This is a genomic window from Staphylococcus sp. HMSC06C11, assembly GCF_001808345.1.
GTDB lineage: Bacteria > Bacillota > Bacilli > Staphylococcales > Staphylococcaceae > Staphylococcus > Staphylococcus capitis.
On the sequence record NZ_KV793038.1, the window covers coordinates 159,126 to 178,993 of the forward strand.

The window sequence follows — 19,868 nt, forward strand, 5'->3', positions numbered from 1 at the left end:
TATAACCTGTTCTTACTTTAGAAGCGGTTATTTATTTTTTACTTTTTTGAACGCTTTTTGTTTTTAGTAGTACCTTTTTTTGACTTAGTGTTTGAAGAAGGACGTTGAGTTTTATTTGTTTTTGCTTTTTTCGAAGAACATGTCTCTCTTCTCATCTGTTTGTTCTCCTCTTTTTCTCTTTTATTTTTCACTACAGGAATTGCTTTTTTATTGTCTTCTTCAATAACAGTTTCTTCTTCTTTATCTTTTTTTCGTTTAGCTATAATCAATGGTTCTACTTTTTTAGAATCGGAAATATGAAGATCCTTCTTATCATTCAGTTTTTCTTCTTCCTCTTCTTTTTTACGTCTTTTAGCAAGCGCTAGCCAGAATCCTGAAAGTAAACCAGTTAGTGTGATGAAGCCTACTGCTTTGCCAAAGTCATCGATATCTCGATTGATGAAATTATTATCATGATGTTTAACATGTTTAGGATCATCTTCTTTGTGTTTATTCTTACCTGATTTAATACCTGAGTGACTTAATACTTCTTTGTAAGATTCTGTTTGACCTATATGACTTTTTACATCATTTTCTCTTAGACGGACGTCTTGTTTATAAGCGTTGTTAGCAGCGCGTTGTTGATTGGAAATTGAATCAAATGAACCTTCTAAACCTACTTCCATGATTTTACGAATACCATTCAATAACGCGTCTTGGACTTCTTTGATTGATTTAGCACGATGAATTGCATTCATAGTATCTAATTCTATTTGTCTAATACGATTGATTGCCAATTGTCTTTGGTATTGACTTGCTGACATATCATTAATAATTTGTTGAGTTCTATTATTAACAACGTTATTGAGTCTACGTTCAGCTTTATGTTTTTCACCGAGTAAATGAGCTTGTGCAATGATGTGATCGCGTTGCGCTTTGAAATCTTTGAGAATGCGTTTGAGTTCGTCTAGATTTTTTGCATTTTTAATCATGTTATAAACTTTAGATTCAAGATCTTTTAGTTGATGATTGAATTGAGCTTGTTCTTCAGGTGATAAATCAGAAATATGTTTAATTTCTTGTACACCTTCTTGTGTAAGTTTATTAACTTCAGCTTTATTAGCTTCTTTAGCTTTGTCCAATGTAAATTGTCTAGGATCAAAATGATTAATATCATTTAAATCTTTATTTTGATTATTTTCAACATCTTTTACATTAGTTGAATTGTTAATTTTATCAATAGCTTGATCTTTAAGTTTTTGAACTTCAGCTTTAGCTTGTTCTTTTTGCTGTTCGGTTAAAATTTTATCATTATCAATTTCATCTAACTTTTGTTTAGTAGCTTGATCAATTTGTTGTGATGCTTCATCTTTTGCAACTTGAAGTTCTTTTTCAATAACATCTACAGGGACATCGACAATAACTGATGTATCGTTCGCAAGAGTCACTTCAACTTTCGCAGTTAGGTTATCTGCAACTTTACCTGTGTTAGGTAATGAAATGATTCTTACTTTAAGACCATCAGCTAAAGTCATGGCACTTTCAATTTCACTAAGTGTAATCGTAGCACCTCTATGCACGATGACTTTTCCTGTAACTAACGCATTTTGTAAGCTTAAATCAGGACGATGAAGTATTGATGGCTGTTGATCAGTATCCCATATTACAATTTTCGCAATGTGGTTAAGACTATCATCTTTAACTTTGTTAATTTGATCTACAGAATTAGAGTTCTCTATTTGTTTAATAGCCTCTTTTTCCGCTTTATTGATTTCAGCAAGTGCGTGTGCTTTTTGCTGGTCAGTCAAATCAGGATTGTTATTGATTGCATCTCGCTTACGTTGTGCTAAATCTTTAATTGATTGTTTAGCTTGTTCTTTTGCAGATATGATATCTTGAGTACCTTTCATTAATTGATCTGCTTTAGCTTTTTCATCTGCAACAGCTTGTTTATTAGTAGCACGATCAATCTCGTTTTTAATGTTCTCGATTGCATGATTTAAATCATCTTTGAGTTTCTCTTTTTCTTGATTAGATAAATTAGGGTTTTGATCAATATTATTCAATAAACCTTTTAATTTTTGATCGATATCATTATTAGCATCAATTTTAGCTTTTGGTAATTCATCAGCATGCGTATGTTTAATAGCTGTTGTTCCTTCATTTTCAGCGTTATAAACGCCTGTATTAGAACTTGCATGATCAATATCAGCATTAGCATGTTTAGCTGCATTCTCTACAGATTTAATAGCTTGTGCTTTTGATTCATCTGTAGCATTAGCATGATTGATTTCATCAAGTTGATGTTTAAGTGCATCGTCAATAGCTTTATGTGCAGCTTGTTGAGCATTTTTAAGGCGTTGTTCACCATTAAGTGCGTCTTTAGCATCTTTAATCGCTTGAGTCATACCTTCAATAACAGTGATATCTAAGTTGTCGCCATCTTTTTTGTTTAAAACATTATTAGCTATATTTATCGCATTATCAAATTGTAATTTTAAATCTTCGTCTGCATTTTGATAATTAATACTATCTTTAGTAGATTGGTTTAATTGTGCAACGGTATCTCTAAGGTCTTTCATTGCATCATTTAGACTTGAAGCATTATCTACTATGTTTGTTATATCTTTAATATTATCAGATTTATTAATCTCATTTGTTAAATAATTGTTTTGAGCATTATTAAGAGTATCAAGTTGTTTTATAAATTGTTTAGATTTCTCTTTAGCTTCGGCAAGACGTTGTTCACCATTTAATGCATCTTTAGTGCTATCAATTGCTTGAGATAATCCTTGAATATCTCTTTCGTTGAGGTTGGCGCCTTTAGTTTTACTTAATGCTTCTCTAGCGTCTTTAATTGCTTTATTAAATTGACGTTTTAAATCATAGTCGGCATTAATGTAATTGATGCTTGATTTAACAGGATTAACTGTTTCTTTTAATTTGGCTTTTAATTCTGACATAGAATTATTTAAATCTGATGCAGTAGAAACGATTTGCGATAAATCTTTTAGATTATCAGTATCATTTGCTTGTTTAATTGAGTCTACACGTTGAGCATTATTTAAATCTTTTAATTGATTAATAAATATCTCAGCTTTAAATTTAGCTTTAGCAAGACGTTGATCACCATTTAATGCTTCTTTAGTATCTTTAATAGACTGAATTAAGCCTTGAACTTCTTCAATTGAAGCAGGTTTACCTGTAGCTTTAGACAATGTATTTCTTGCTTGTTGAAGCGCTTGATCAAATTGATTTTGTAAATCCTCGTCTGCATTGATGTAGTTAACACTCGCATGAACAGGTGTTGCATTACTTATTAAAGCATTGTGTAAATCTTCCATAGCTTTATTTAATTCAGTAACTTTCGAGATTGATTCAGCTAGTGAATTAAGATCTTCTGAATTAGTGATACTATTTTCAGCAACTTTACGTTGAGCATTATTTAAATTTGATAATGTTTGAACGTATTCTTGTGCTTTAGCTTTAGCTTTAGCAAGACGTTCTTCCCCGTTGAGAGCATCTTTCGTATCTATAATTGCTTGTTTTAAACCGTCTACTTGATTTTCATCTAAGTCTTTACCTGTTGATTTGGCTAGGGCTTTTCTAGCGTTATTTAATGCTTCATCAAATTGATTTTTAAGATCGTTATCAGCATTAATATAATTTGAGCTCGCTTGAACAGGTGCAGCATTATTGATTAAGCTATCTTTTAATGCATTCATAGCGTCGTCTAAGTTCATAGATTTGTTAATTAGACGAGATAATTTAGTTAATGAATCTGTACTTGCTACATCTTTGAGTGCATGAGTTAATTGAGCTTTATTAATTTGATTTAAACCTTCTATAAATTTATCTGCTTTCAGTTTTGCAGCTTTCAAACGTTCAATACCATTTAAAGCGTCTTTAGTTTCTGAAATTGCATCTTTAAGTGCGTCAACAGCTTCGAAATCTAGGTTTTGACCTTTAGTTTTATTAAGAACATTTCTAGCATTGTTAATCGCTTGTTTAAAGTTATCTCTTAATTGTGTATCTGCATTAATATAGTTGATGCTCGCCTTAGTTGGTGCATAGTTATCGATAATTGATTGAGCTAACTCGTGCATGATGTCATTTAAGTTTGTTCCATCATCAACGATGTGATTAATTTCAATCAAATCATGAGATTGATTGATCTTATCTACTAAAGCGGTTCTTTGAGCATCATTAATTTTATCTAATGAATTAATGTAAGCTAAAGCTTTAGGTCTAGCCCCCACTAATCTAGCGATACCATTTAAGTCATTTTTAGCGTGGCTAATTTGATGAATTGCTTCTTCTATTTCTTGTTGTGTTGCATTTGTTTTAATTACGTTTTGAGCGTGCTCTAAAGCATCATCATATGCTGTGATTCTATCATCATCTGCTTGACGATAATTATCTCCATGCTCAACAGAATCAGCATCATCGATAAATTGTTTTAATTGTCCCATTGCTTTATTTAGAGCTTGGGCATTTGCTTTAGCAGTTGCTATTTCATCAAGTTTAGTAGCATGTTGAACGTTATCTTTGGCTGTTTGTTGTTGACTCGCATTTAAATATTTAAGTTGATCGATAGTATTATTTGCGTCAGTTTTAGCTTCTTGCACACGTTGATCACCATTAAGGTTTTCAGAAGCTTGATTAAGTTGATTTAGAACTTGCTCTACTTGTTCTTTATTAGCATCTGTACCATTAGTTTTATTAATTATAGCTTCTGCATTATTAAGTGATTGATTAAGTGTTTCTTTTCTATCATCTGAAGACTCAGTATAGTTAGGTGACGCTTTATCTATAATCACTTGTTGGGTTTTATCCTTAAGAGCTTTCATGTCGTTATCAAGATCTTTAGCTTGTTGGAGCAATTGTTTTACTTCTGTTCTTAAAGGCGCATTTTTAATCGCTTTAACAATTGATTGTTTTTGTGCGTCATTAAGGTTTTTCATATCATCAATGTCATATTGTGCTTTAGCTTTATCGTAGGCTAATTTTTCAGCGCCAAGTAGATTGTTCTCAGCAGCCAATACTCTATTTTTTATAATATCAACTTTATTAGGTTCTAATGTTGGATTAGTAGTTTGATTAATCAAATCTTTAGCTTCTGTTACTTTTTGATCATACTGGTCTTGGAATTTAGAATCCTCGTTTAAGTACTTACTACTATTTTTCACATTATTACTTTCAGCTACGACATTTTCTAAAGATTTCATTGCTTGATCAAGTGCTTGCGCGTTATTTAAGTTTTCTGCTACTTCACTACGAGTTTTAGAATTAGTATTTTTGTTGATGATTTGTTCGCGTTGTGCTGTATTAAGATGAGTTAAACCATTAATTGTGTTTGCAGCATCTTGTTTTGCTTGGGCAAGTTTTTGATCACCGTGTAGGTTGCTTTGAGCAGCTTCAAGTCCATGCGTTAAGTTATTTATTACAGTTGGATCCATTTCAGGGTTATCCTGTCTATAAATAACTTTTTCTATGTTTTGAAGTGCTTGTTTATAAGCATCTTGTTCAGGTTGATCTTCATTGATAAATTGACTACTATTTAAGACATTTGTACTTTGATCATACACATGATTAAGTCCATCCATAGCGTTATTTAATGCTTTGGCTTTATCTAAAGCTTGAGTCACTTCAGCTCTTGTATCTGCGCCATAGATTTGTTTAGCAATGTCGCCACTTTGAGGTGAAGTTAAACTTGATAATTTACGTAATTGTTTAGCAGCTTCGTCTTTGGCAATGTTAAGTTTATTTAGGCCATGAAGGTTATTTTTCGCATTTCGAACATTATCAATAGCACTTTGGATGTCGCTAACAGACATTGTTGGTTGAGTCGTTTGATGCAATATATTCTCTACGTTTGTGACAGCATTATCATACGCCTGTTGTTCGGCAGGGTCTTCATTAATATAATCACTAGAATTTTTAACTTGATCTTTATCTTTGATACTATTTTCCAAAGCTTTCATCATGTTATTTAAAACATCTGCTTGTCCTATGATTTGTTGAACCTCAGCTCTCGTTGGTGCATTGTTAATTTGTTCATTAAATGCTTGTTGTTGAGCTGTGTTTAAATGATTCAATGTAGAAATAGTTTGATGAGCAGTTTGTTTATCTTCGTTTAGTAATTTTACACCATTTAAGGCATCTTTAGCCAGATTAACTTGTTGAGTCAACTGTTCAATTGTGTCTTTATTTAATGTTGGATTGTGCTCATTGATAACACTTTCTGCATCAGTTACTGCATGATTATAAGCTTGTTGTTTATCTTCGTTTTCATTGATGTATCTACTTTCTTGTCTAACAGTGGCTTGATCTTGAATACTGTTTCTTAGTTTACCCATTGCATCATTAAGTTCTTCTGCAATATGCATTTGCTGAGTAACGTTATCTCTGGTTGTAGCTTTATTAATAAGTGCTTTTTCAGCAATTTTCTGAGGAGTGTTTAAATTACTTAAGCTATCGATAACGTTATTGGCATTTTCTTTAGCTACTTGTAATTTATGTTCTCCCTCAAGAGTAGTAACTTTTTGTTTTATTTTATTAATCGTATTTTCGATTTCGTCATTTGACATAGTAGGTTGTGTCGTTTGATCAATGATTGCTTGGCCCTGTGCAATAGCATCGTTATACGCTTGTTGCGCTGTACTATCTTCATTAACATAATTGCTAGTTTTTCTTACGCTATCTTGTTGTCCCACAATGTCTTTAAGTTTTTGCATTTCGGAATCTAAAGCTCTAGCTTTGCTGTAGACATTATTAACATCAGAAACTCTAGTTGCTTGTTGTATTTCATGTGTTAAAGCTTCTTTTTGAGCTTGGTTAAGATTATCTAAATGATTTACTGCATATGTTTGTGTGCGTTTATCATCATTAAGTACACGTTCGCCGTGAAGGTTATTCTTAGTTGTTTGAACATTTGACGTATCACGCTCTATTACTAAAGGATCCATAGTTGGATTAGAAGTTTGATTAATAATTGGTTGAGCATGATCTACAGCATTGTCATAAGCATTTTGAATACTTGGTACTTCATTGATGTAATTGCTTGTTTGTTTAATATCATTAGCATCAGCAATACTGTCTCTTAATTTTTTCATTGCTGTATCTAATGGTTTAGCTTTATTAACTGTAGCAACGATGTCTGGTCGTGTTTGGGCTTGTTGAATTTCATGATTTAGCTCGTCTTTTTGAGCATGGTTCAAGCTCTTCATTTGATTAATACGTTCAGTTGCTTGTTGTTTATCTTGTTCTAATTTTTGTTCTCCATGAAGATCATTTTTAGCAGCGTCTAGTTTTTGAGTAATTTCGTTAATATTTTCTGGAGACATATTAGGGTTATCTTGTTGATCTACAATTTGTTTAGCTTGGTTTACATAGTGATCATAGTTTCCTTTTTGAGCTGTATCTTCATTAATGTAATTACTAGTTTGTTTTACAGTTTCATTGCCAGCTAATGCGTCTTCTAATTTTTTCATCGCATCGTTAAGTTGGTTGGCTAATTTAGCTACACTTTGAACACCAGGTCTCGTAGTTGCATCACGAATTTCTTCCTCAAGTTCTTGTTTTTGCGCATGGTTTAAATGCGTTAAATGATCTAAAGTATCTTTTGCATTTGTCTTATCAGTCGCAAGTTTTTGATCTCCATGTAAATTGTCTTTAGCTTGAGTAACTTCATTTACAATATTTTGAACATCACTATTGGATAATGTAGGGTCAGGATTGTCGTTGATAATGTTCTTAGCTTTTGTTACCGCTTGATTATAAGCTGCTTGTTGTTCAGGGTCTTCATTAATATATTTGCTACTATGAAGAACTTGTTCATTATCAGCAATTGAATCTCTCAGTGCTTTCATTGTGTTGTTAAGTTGTTTTGCATTTTCCAATACTTGAGCAACTTGAGTTTTAGTCGGTGCATTGAAAATGTCATCAACTAGCTTGCCATGTTGACCGTTAGTCAAATTGTTAAAGTTGTTTAATTGTGATGAGGCTTCTTTTTGGGCTTCAAGCAATTTATCGCTACCATGTAAATTATTAAGTGCTTGATTAACATTTGCTAAAGCTTTATCTATTTCTCCTTTGTCCATAGTAGGAGGTTGAGCATTGATTAAATCTTTAGCAGCTTGAATTGCTTTATCGTAAGCATCTTTTTGAGTAGGATCTTCATTAATATAATCACTACTTTGTTTAACGTTACTAGCGTTGTTGATAGCTTGTTGCAATTGTTTCATTGAGTCATTTAATTGATTAGCGTCGTTAATGATGTTATTCACTTGTGCTTTAGTTGACGCTTGATTAATCAATTCACGTTCTTTATCCTTTTGAGCCTCTGTTAGTCCATCTAATTTATCAATAGCTTGATTACCAGTTGTTTTAGCTTCAGTTAACTTAGCTTCTCCATTTAAGTTGTTTTGAGCATTAATGATAGTCTGAGTCGTTTTATTAATTACATCTTTATTAAGCTCTGGTGGTTGTGATGTTGTAATAATTTGAGTACCTTGGTTGATGGCAGAATCATAGTTAACTTGATTAGTGTGATCAGCATTAATGTATTTACTTTCTGTTTTGACTTGATTTTCTTTATCTACTTCAGCTCTAAGAGATTTCATGGCTTCATTTAGTTCTTTCGCTTTTTGAAGTGCCTCTTGAACACCAGGTATAGTTTGAGATTGATTAACTAATGTTTTTTCTGCTAATACTTGTCCAGGATTAAGTGATTCTAATCGATCAATTTGACTATTAGCTTGATTTTTCGATTCTTGTAGTTTTTGTTCACCATGTAAAGCTTCACTTGCACTTTGTAATTGATTTAATGCTTGCTCAATTGTAGTTTTATCTAAAGTTTTATCAGGTACTGCATTAATGATATTCTTCGCTTTTTGTAAAGCATCATTATAAGCATTTTGAGAGGCTGGGTCTTCATTAATATAGTTACTTGATTGTTTAATGCTATTCTCTAGATGAACTTCGTTCTCTAACTGATGCATCGCTTCATTTAATGCTTTAGCGTTATTTAAATCACTTTGAACTTCTGTTCTTGAAGGTGCACTATTAATTTCATTGTGCTCTGCTTGTCTTTGAGGGTCATTCAAGTTTCTTAATTGATCTATTTCGTTATTAGCATCTTGTTGAGCTTTTTGTAATTTTTGTTCTCCATGAAGATCGCCTTTTGCTAGTTCTATATTTTGAATAGCATTACTAATATCATTTTTACTTAATACATCAGTAGTATTTCCACTGATGATGTCTTGTCCGCTTTGAATAGCTTTATCATATATTCTTTGAATTTCAGGGTCTTCATTCAAATAATTGCTTTGCTTATGAACGCTAGGTTGTTGTTCAACTAATGATTTGAGTTTGCCCATTTCGCTATTAAGTTCATTTGCTTGGTTAACAATTTCTGCTACTTTTTGTTTAGTTGTAGCTTGATTAATTAAATTATTTAGAGCTTGTTTTTGTTTATCATTTAAGTTCGGTAAATGATTTATAGTTTCATTAGATTCATTTTGGCTTTGAGTTAATTTATCTGCACCATGTAATGCATCTTTAGTTTCTTTTACTTTTTGAGCAGCAGCATTAATTTCTCTTGGATCCATCGTTGGATCATTTTGTTGATTTAACAAATGTTCAGCATTACTCAAAGCATTATCATAAGCTATTTTCTTATCTGGATCTTCGTTAATGTAGTTACTAGAGTTAAGCGTATCGTTTTTGTCGGCAATACTTTGTTTCAATTCTTTCATTGCTTGATTTAAAACTTTAGCTTGTTCTAATTGCTGTTCCACAGCTGTTCTAGTTTCAGATGCTTGGATATCCTGAACTTCTTTGGCAGTTTGAGCACGATTTAAGTTATTCAAACCATAAACATCATTTATTGCGTTGTTTTTGGCTTGTTGTAATTTTTGTTCTCCATGTAATCCATGTTCAGCGCTATTAATTTGTTGAATAACATTACTAATGTCACTTCCATTCATTGTTGGATCGTTATGTGCATCAATAATTGCTTGTCCTTTTTTAATAGCATTATTATAAGCTTCTTTTTGAGGTGTATCCTCGTTGATATAGTCACTAGTTTGTCTAATATTAGAAGCTTTTGCGACAGCTGCTTTTAATTCTTCCATTTCATTATTAAGGAATTTAGCTTCTTTTAATTTTTTACTTATCTCAGTTCTATGTGTTAACTGATCTATAGCTTCATCTAAGGCGTGTTTTTGAGAATCAGTTAAACCTGTTAAGTTTCCAATTTCTTGTTTAGCATTATTTTTATCGTCTTGAAGTTTTTGAGCTCCATTTAAAGCATGTTTTGCGTTCTCTAATGCTTGAGTAGCTTGATTAACACTTTGAGGATCCATAGTCGCATTAGTTTCAGTAATAATATTGTTGATATTATTAACAGCATTATCATAAGCGTGTTGTTGAGTAGAATCTGCATTCGCATAATCACTACTTTGTCGTACTTGATCTTGATCCTTAATACTAACTCTCATAGCCTTCATAGCGTTATTAAGCTCTTTAGCTTTTTGTAATTCTTGAGATAATCCATCTAATGTCGTTGCATTGTTTAAATTATCTTCAAGTTTTTTACGTTGCGGTTGATTAAGGCTATTTAATGTACCAAGTTCTTTGAGTGCCTCTTTTTGAGCAGCGTCAAATCTTGATTGACCATTTAATGCGTTTTGAGCATCATCAATTTTATTAATCAATTTTTGAAGTTTAAGATGATCTAATGTATCAGGATGATTATCTATTAATTCTTTAGCTTCTTTAATAGCATTATCATAAGCCTGTTTAGTAGCATCGTCAGCATTAACATAATTACCTGATTGGTGTACTATGCTTTGTTTTGCTATTTGATCTTTAATGTCTGACATATCACTATTTAATTGTTTAGCAATATCTAGTTGTTTTTTAACTTCGGCTCTAGTATCAGCGTTATCAATTAATGGTTTAAAGTGAGCTTTTTGTTCATTAGTTAAATCATTTAAATGATTTAATTGATCATTTGCTTCTTGTTTAGCTTGTTCTAATTTTTGCTCGCCGTGTAAATGATTAACAGCATTCTGGATATTGTGAAGCGCATCATCAATTTTATTTTTATCTAATGTTGGATTAGAAGTTTGATTGATAATATCTTTAGCAGCGTTTATAGCGTTGTTATATGCTTTTTGTTGTTCTGTATCTTCATTCTCAAACTTACTACTAGATGTAATTGCTGGATCTTGATTAACTTGATTTTCAAGTTGTTTCATGGCATTATCCAGTGCTTTTGCTTCTTTAAGTTTTTCTGCTACTTGCTCTCTAGTTGTAGCGCCATCGATAGCTTGTTTTAAAGCATCTTTTTGTGGTTGATTAAGATGCGTCATATGATCAATTGAATTATTAGAAGTGTCTTTTTCATTTTGTAGACGTTGCTCACCATGTAAATTATCTGTTGCTGTTTTAATATTATTTAATGCTTTAATGATATCTTGTGGATTGATATTTGGATCATTAGTATTTTTGATTATGTCTTCAGCATGTTTAATCGCGTCGTCATATGCTTGTTTTTGAGCAGAATCTTCATTGAAATAGTTACTACTTGAATGAACGCTATCCTTAAGGGCAACTTGATTTTTAAGTTGTTCCATTGCGTTATTAAGTTGCTTAGCTTGTTCAAGTTCTTGTTTGATATCATCTCTACTATCAGAATGGTTAATTAATTCTTTAAGTTTCTCACGTTGGGCATCTGTTAAGTTAGTCAAATTATTTAGCTCTTTTGAAGTAGTAGTTTTATCTTGATTTAATTTTTCTACTCCATGAAGGGCTTGTTCAGCATTTTGTACAGCCTGAGTAGCTTGTTCTATAGTGCCTTTATTGAGTTCTGGATTTTGAGTCGCATTAATAATATCTTCAGCACGTTGAACAGCTTGATCATAATTTGCTTTTACAGTTGGATCTTCATTTAAATATTTGCTTTCGGATTTAACTTGATCTTGGTTAGCGATACTTTGTCTTAAAGATTCCATAGCATGATCTAAATCTTGAGCAGTTTGCAGGTGTTGTTGAACTTGCTCAAGTGTAGTTGATTGATTAACTAAATGTTTTTCAGCATCTTTTTGAGCGTTATTTAAATTAGAAAGATTAGTTATCGTTTGAGTCGCATTTTGTTGAGCTGCTTCTAATCTATGATTACCATCTAATGCATCTTTCGTAGTATTTACTGTTTGTGATGCTCTAGAGATATCACCTTTATTAATAGTAGGTTGATTTGTACCATTAATGAGGTCGTTGGCATGTTGAACAGCTTGATCGTATGCTTGTTTTTTCGTTGGTTCAGCATTAATGTAATTGCCATTTGAAATAATAGTCGCATTATCTTTAATACTCTCTTTTAAAGTCCCCATTAAACCGTTTAATGCTTGAGCTTCTGATAAATCATGAGCCACACTCGTACGTGTGTGTTGACTATCAATGAGTGAATCTTCCATGTGTTTTTGAGCGTTATTAAGATTTGGTAATTGTGAGATAGTTTGCTTAGCACTGTCTTTATCTTGTTGAAGCTTAACATCACCGTGTAAATTAGACTTCGATTGTGTAACGGCGTTAGTTAAATTATTAATAGTGTTAGTATCTAATGTTGCTTGAGTTTCATCTACAACCTGTTGTGCATTGTTAACTGCGTTATCATACGCTTGTTGTTCAGGTTGATCTTCGTTTATATACTTACTACTATTTTTAATCTCTGCTTTATCTTTTATGCTTTCTCTTAAACCATGCATAGCAGTATTTAAAGTTTTTGAAGATTCAAGTAATTGATTAACCTCTGTACGAGTTGTTGCAGCTTTAACTTTTGCAATTTCCGCAGTTTTTTGTGGGTCATTAAGACTCGTTAAACCACTTATCTCAGTTTCTGCTGATTGTTGATCTTTTTTGAGTTTTTGAATACCATGTAAAGCATTTTCCGTATTATTAACAGTGTGAGTTAATTGTTCTATTTCTGCTTTATCTAAGACTGGATGAGTATTGTTATTAATAGTACTTTCAGCATTATTAACTGCAATATTATAATCACGTTGTTGAGTTGGATCTTCATTGATATAATTACTACCTTGTTTGACTTGGTTTGTATTTTGAATGCTATCTCTTAAAGCTTTCATCGCAGTATTTAATCCATTAGCTTGAGTTAATAGTTCTTGAACTTTAGGTCGAGTTTCTGCATTAGAAATGAGTTTATTTATTTCGCGTTTTTGACCATCGTTAAGACTAGTTAAACCATTTACATTCTGAGTTGCAGATTGTTTAGCTGAAGCTAATTGACTTACACCATCGAGTGCTTGTTGAGTTTGTTGAACACGTGTTAACGCTTGTTGAATTTTATCTTTATTTAATTCAACTTGAGGTGCGGCGTTAATGATGTTTTCAGCATTTTGTAGAGCTTGGTCGTAGGCGGAAATCTTTGTAGGATCAGCATTGATATAAGCACTACTATGTCTTACTTCATCTTTATTGTTAATACCATCTCTTAAGGCTTTCATTGCATCATTTAACGCTTTAGCAGATGCTAAATCTTGTGCAACGTCAGTTCTTGTTGTTGCTTGATTTACTTGATTCTTTTCAGCACTTATTTGTTGAGGATTTAAGCTCGTTAATCCCTCTATCTCCCTATTAGCATTTTGTTTCTCAGTGTGTAATTTATTTTCACCATCTAATGCATTTTTAGTTGTGTTGATTTGGTTAGTTGCTTGTTCAATTTCACTTTTATTCATTACTGGATCGTGTGTTTTATTAATAATGTTTTGTCCAGCTCGAATAGCTACATCGTAATTATTTTTAGGTTGTTGATCTTCATTGAAATAGTTACTTTGTTGATGAACTTGATTTTGTTGATTAACAGCATCTCTTAACAATTTCATAGCATTATTTAATTCTTTATCAGTAGTTAATTGTTGATTAACATCTGGAATTGTGGTTTGTGCTTGAATATTTTGGATTGCTTTTTGACGTTGTGCATCGTTTAATCCTGAGAGTTTATTAATTTCACTAATAGCATTATTTTTAGCATTGTCAAGAAGACGTGCTCCATGTAATGCATTTTGAGCATTAGTTAAGTTTTGAACTTTTTGTTCAATTACTGTGTTATCTAAAGTAGGCTTACTACTTTCATTAATAATTGATTGTGCTTGTTGAAGCGCTTGATCGTATGCGCTTTTATGTTCAGGAGTCTCATTAATATAATCACTACTTTGTTTTACTCTAGTACTTTCGCCAACTTTATCTCTCAACTGTTTCATTGAGTTATTCAAAGCTTTAGCTTCGTTAAGTTGATTTGCAACGTCAGTTCTAGTAGTTGAACTATTTACAAGAGCCTCTTCTCCAGTTTTTTGAGGATCATTTAAATAACCTAATTGATTGATAGTTTGATTAGCTTCATTTTTAGCTTGTTGTAATTTATTAGCACCATGTAAAGCATTTTTAGCGTTATTGATTTGATTAATAGCTTGGTCAATTGTTGTTTTATTCATAATTGGATTTTGTTGACCGCTAATAATGTCTTCGCCATTATCAATTGCATTATTATAAGCATTTTGTTGAGCTGTATCTTCATTAATATAGTCACTTGAATGGTGAACTTGATCCTTAGCGTTGACCAAATTACGCAAAGTTTTCATAGATTGATCTAATGCTTGAGCTTCACTTAAAGTGCTAGAAACTTGGTCTCTAGTTTTAGCTGAACTTATAGTGTTATTTTCATTGGATTTTTGGGCATTAGTTAAACCATTGAGATTGTTAATTGTTGCTTGAGCATCTTGTTTAGCTTTAGCTAATTTAGTTTCTCCATTTAAGTTATTAATCGCTGAATTAATTTGATTAATAGCTTGTTGAATTGAATTTTTATCTAATTCAGGGTTCTGAGTTTTATCTTTAATTGCTTCAGCATTCGCTATGGCAGAAGTATAAGCGTTTTGTTGAGCTGTATCTTCATTTATATACTTACTACTACTTAAAACATTATTCTTATCATTTATAAGATTATTAAGTTGTTCCATCACTTTATTAAGTTCTTTAGCTTTATTTAATTGTGATGCAACTTCTGGTCTTGTTTGAACTCCATTAATCAATTCTTTTTCTTTAGTTCTCTGAGCATTTGTAAGTTGATTTAATGAATTTATCGTATTATCCGCATCTTCTTTAGCTTTACGAAGCTGAGCTTCACCATCTAAGGCATTTTTGGTAGTTATAATAGCTTGTGCTTTTTGATTAATAATATTTGGATCTAAAGTCGCTTGTTTTTCATCAATAATACCTTTAGCTGTATTAATAGCATCTGTATAAGCTTGTTGTTTATCTGGTTCAGCATTAATGTAATTACTTTGAGTCGGTACATTAGCGTTATCAGTAATGTTTTGTCTTAGCGTATGCATTGCATTGTTAATAGTTTTAGCTTTTTCCAACTCTGATGATATCTCAGTTCGTGTATTAGAGCTATCTATTACACCTTTAATAGCCTCTTTTTGAGGTGTGTTTAAATTAGATAATTTATTTAAAGAATTATTTGCACTAGTTTTATCAGCTTCTAATTTTTGTTCACCATGAAGTTCTGATTTCTTAGTATTAATATTATTTATTGCTTGTATAACAGTATTGTTATTTAATATTGGATCAGAAGTTTTATCAATGATAGTTTGTCCCTCAGTAATAGCGTTGTTATAGGCAGTTTTCTGAGGTTGATCTTCATTAATGTAGTTACTTGTTGATTGAACTTGACTTTGATCATTAACTAATGATTTTAAAGAGCCCATTGAACTATCTAAAGTTTTAGCATCATCAAGTTGTGTTTGAACTTCTGTGCGAGTGTTTTTGTTATTGATTAATGCTTTTTCAGCTGATTTTTGTGCTGGTGTTAAGTGAGTTAAATTATCTATTTCAGTGTCTGCATTATGTTGTGCTTCTTGTAATTTTTGTTGACCATGTAAATTATTTTGAGCTGTAGTCACAGCTTGAGCTTTTTCATTTACAGTGTTTACGCTCATAACAGGATTGCTTGATGCATTTATTAATGTCTGAGCATTTGTTACAGCTTGATTATATGCTTCTTTAGATTCATTATCTTCGTTGATATAATTACTACTTGCTTTAATATGATTAACATTATTTACGCTCTCGCGTAACGATTTCATAGCATTATTCAAGTTAGCGTAGTCTTGTAATTGGCTAGTAATATTTGATCTAGTAGTAGCATGCTCAACATTCTCTTTAGCTTTAGCACATTGTGCATCATTCAAATATGTTAAACCATCAATTGTATTCTTAGCATTAGTTTTAGCTTCAGCTAATTTATTATTACCGTTCAAATCATTTTTAGTTGAGTTAACTTTTTCAGTAATTTTACTTATCTCACTAGGGTTTAGTTGAACATTATTTTTATTGGATTCATTAATGATTTGTTTAGCTTGATTAACTGCACTATTATAAGCGTCTTGTTTATCTTTATCCGCATTTATATAGTTGCCTTGTTGAATTTCACTATTGTTGTCTGCGACACTTTGTTTTAATCCAGTCATTGCTGTATTAACGACATTTGCGTTGTCTTTAATATGATTAACTGATGTTATGTTATCTGAATGATTAATTTGATCAGTTAAAGCTTGGCGTTGAGCGTTATTCAAATCATGTAAATCACTTAGATGATTAATAGCATGTTCTTTAGCTTCAGCTAATCTTTGTTGACCGTCTAACGCGTCTTTAGTTTGTTGTACCTTTTGAGCTTTTTGATTTACTACATCACTACTCATTGTTGGGTTATGAGTTTGATTTAAAATCTCATTAGCTGAATTAACAGCGTCATCATAAGCTAGACGTTTATCATTTGATGCATCGATATAATTTTCAGTTTGTTTAACATTTTGATAATTAGAAATGCTGTAAGCTAAAGTTTTCATAGCTTGATTTAATATGTCAGCGTTATTTTGAATAGCTTTTAAATCACGATAATTACCAGCGCTATTAATTTGTTGAATAAAGTCCTCTTTTTGTGGTGCGTTAAGATTTCCTTCACCATTGATATGTGTAATAAATGGCTGTCTATCTAAAACTAATTGGGATCTTGCGTTATCTAAAGCCTGTTGAATTTTACTTGTCTCACGTGCGGCTGCTCTAATCTCTGCTACTGTAGGACTTCCGCTTAATATACCTTTATCTTTATTTAATTCTTGTTTAGCGGCTTCTAATTTTTCATTATAGTTTTGTAAAGATTGTGTAGTCATACCCTCTGTATCAGTTTGCTGAGTGATGCTATTTTCAAGTGCTTGCTTAGCTATTTCGAGTGGATCTTTGTCAGGTATTAACGAATCACGAGCGTGATTTAGATCCTTAATGACTTGATTAGCATCTGCCACTGCTTGGTTGACTTGTTCTACTGTTAGAGTATCTGGGTGTCTTGTTAATTTATTGATTTTTGTTTTTTCACTAAGTGCTTCACTCAACGAATCATTAAAATCTTCAACTGAGTCGGCTGTCATACCGTCAGTGTTAGTACCTGCGTCAATTGCTGTTTGAATATTTTTCATAGCTATTTTTAAAGGTTGTATATCAACTTTGAGCGTTTGTTTAGCTTGAGTTAATTCATTATTAATTCGCTCTGCGGTCGCTTTATTAGTATTAATAGCTTCAACATTAGGGTTGTTAGCAAGTACGTTATTAATAGTATTGATTTCATCTTTAGCCGCTTGCAGTTTTTGATTGTAGACTTGAACAGACTGCTTTGTCATACCCACAGTACTAGGGGCAGAATCGATATTGTTTTGTAATTGTTGTTTTGCTGATTCTAGAGGTTCTTTATTAACAGTTAAACCATTTATCGCTGATGATAAATTATCAAGTTTTTGGTTTACTTTTTCTATTTCTGTTGAAATCTCTTGATCAGTAGCATTACCATTATTAATTAAAGCTTGAGCTAAATTTGACTCAGTTTGAGCTTCTTGTTTGGCATGTTGATAGGCATTTACAGACTGTTGCGTCATACCTTCCGTATGAACAATTTCATTTATTTTATCTTCAAGTTTAGTTCTCGCTACTTTCAGTGCTTCATTATTTGCTAAAGGTTGAAGTTTATTAATCGCTTCAGTTAATTGTTGGTTAACTTGATTTACTTCTTGTAAAGCTTGATCCACTTCATTTACAGTGCGAATAGCCTTTTGAATTACTGTATTTGCATTATTTTTAGCAGCAGTAATTTGAGATTGTAATGCTTGCATCGCTTTATTATAAGATTCAATACTATTTGGTTTTTTATTGTTAGTATCACCTGTTCTATTCAATCCATTCAATGCATTTTGTAATTTACTTGTATCAGCAGTTAAATGTTGCTTAGCATCATTAAGTGCTTGCAATGCTTGATTAACTTTAGATTTTTCATCCGCAATTTGTTGAGCAGTAGCATCTCCGTTATCAATTATTGAGTTTGCTAGGTTGATGGCACTTTGTGCATCAGCTCTTTTAGCATTGTAATTATTAATAGAGTCTTGAGTCATACCTGTAGTGCTAGGTTGATTATTAATCGCTTCCTGTAATTGATTTCTAGCAGTAACTAATTCGTTATTGTTAGCCTTGTTTTCTAGTAAATGTATTGCACTGTCTAACTTGGGTTGAACAGCTTTAATGTTGTTTAATGCGTTATTAACTTGTTCTACTGACGGGTTTTCATTATCTAAAACTTGTTTAGCTTCATTTTGAGCTGCATTAATCTGATTTTGAATCTTAGCTTTAGCGTCTTGATACTTTTTAATGCTTGCAGGCGTTTTACCCTCAGTACTAACTTGTTCAGTTAATGTATTGTAAGCGTTTTGAAGTTCTGTCTTATCAGCTCTCAAATCATTTTTAGCACTATTCAATGCTTGTAAAGCTTGATCAACTTTATCTTTTTCAGCTGAAATTTGTTGAACATTAGCATCACCGTTTGCAATTACTTGCTCAGCTGTTTGAAGTTCAGCTTGTGCCGCTTGTTTTTTTACATTGTAATTTTGAACAGATTGTTGAGTCATTCCAGTAGTTGAAGGAGTTGAATCAACAGCTTGTTGTAATCGTTGTTTAGCGTTAACTAGTTCGCTATTGTCTGCTTTTTGATGTAATAAGTTGACTGCTTTAGTAACTTCAGGTTGAATAGCTTGGATTTTTCTAAGAGCTTCCTTGACAGCATTAACTGTAGGGTTATCATTCTGAAGTACTGAATTAGCTTCACTTTTAGCATTGTTTATTTGTGAATTAATTTGTGCTATCGCTTTATTATATTCTTTAATACTAGCTGGTGTTTTATCAGAAGTATTAACAGGTTTTGTTAATTCATTATAAGCAGCTTGTAATTGAGATTTATCAGCTCTCAAATCATTTTTGGCTTTATTTAAAGCTGTAGTAGCCTCTTCAACTTTTGTTTTTTCATTAGAAATTTCACTGGCTGATGCATCGCCGTTTGCAATTACTTGATCAGCTTTTTGAAGTTCAGTTTGTGCCGCTTGTTTTTTGGCATTGTAATTAGCTATTGACTGCTCAGTCATACCTTCTGTTGAAGGGACTTGGTTTATAGCGTTTTCTAGTAGTTGTTTTGCATTTACAAGTGCAGAATTATTTTCTTTAGGTTGCAATAAAGCTTCAGCTTGATTTACTTTTGTTTGGACTGCATTAACCTTATTAAGTGCATTTCTAACTTGTTCAACTGAAGGATTATTATTATTAATTACACTATTTGCCTCAGCTTTAGCACTGTCTAGTTCATTTTTAAAGCCATTTAATTCTCGTTCATATCTTTCAACTGACGATGGTTTTTTATCTGTTAAGTTAACTGATTGATTTAAATGATTATAAGCATTTTCTAATTGAGTTTTATCTGCTCTTAAATTATT

General features: G+C 32.0%; 1 protein-coding gene. It reads right to left on the reverse strand.

The genetic code is table 11. The features are described 5' to 3' along the window. Nucleotides 1-38: 38 nt before the first annotated feature. A partial coding sequence (locus tag HMPREF3154_RS04290; protein ID WP_256275665.1) for a DUF1542 domain-containing protein occupies nt 39-19,868 on the reverse strand: 19,830 nt, incomplete at its 5' end.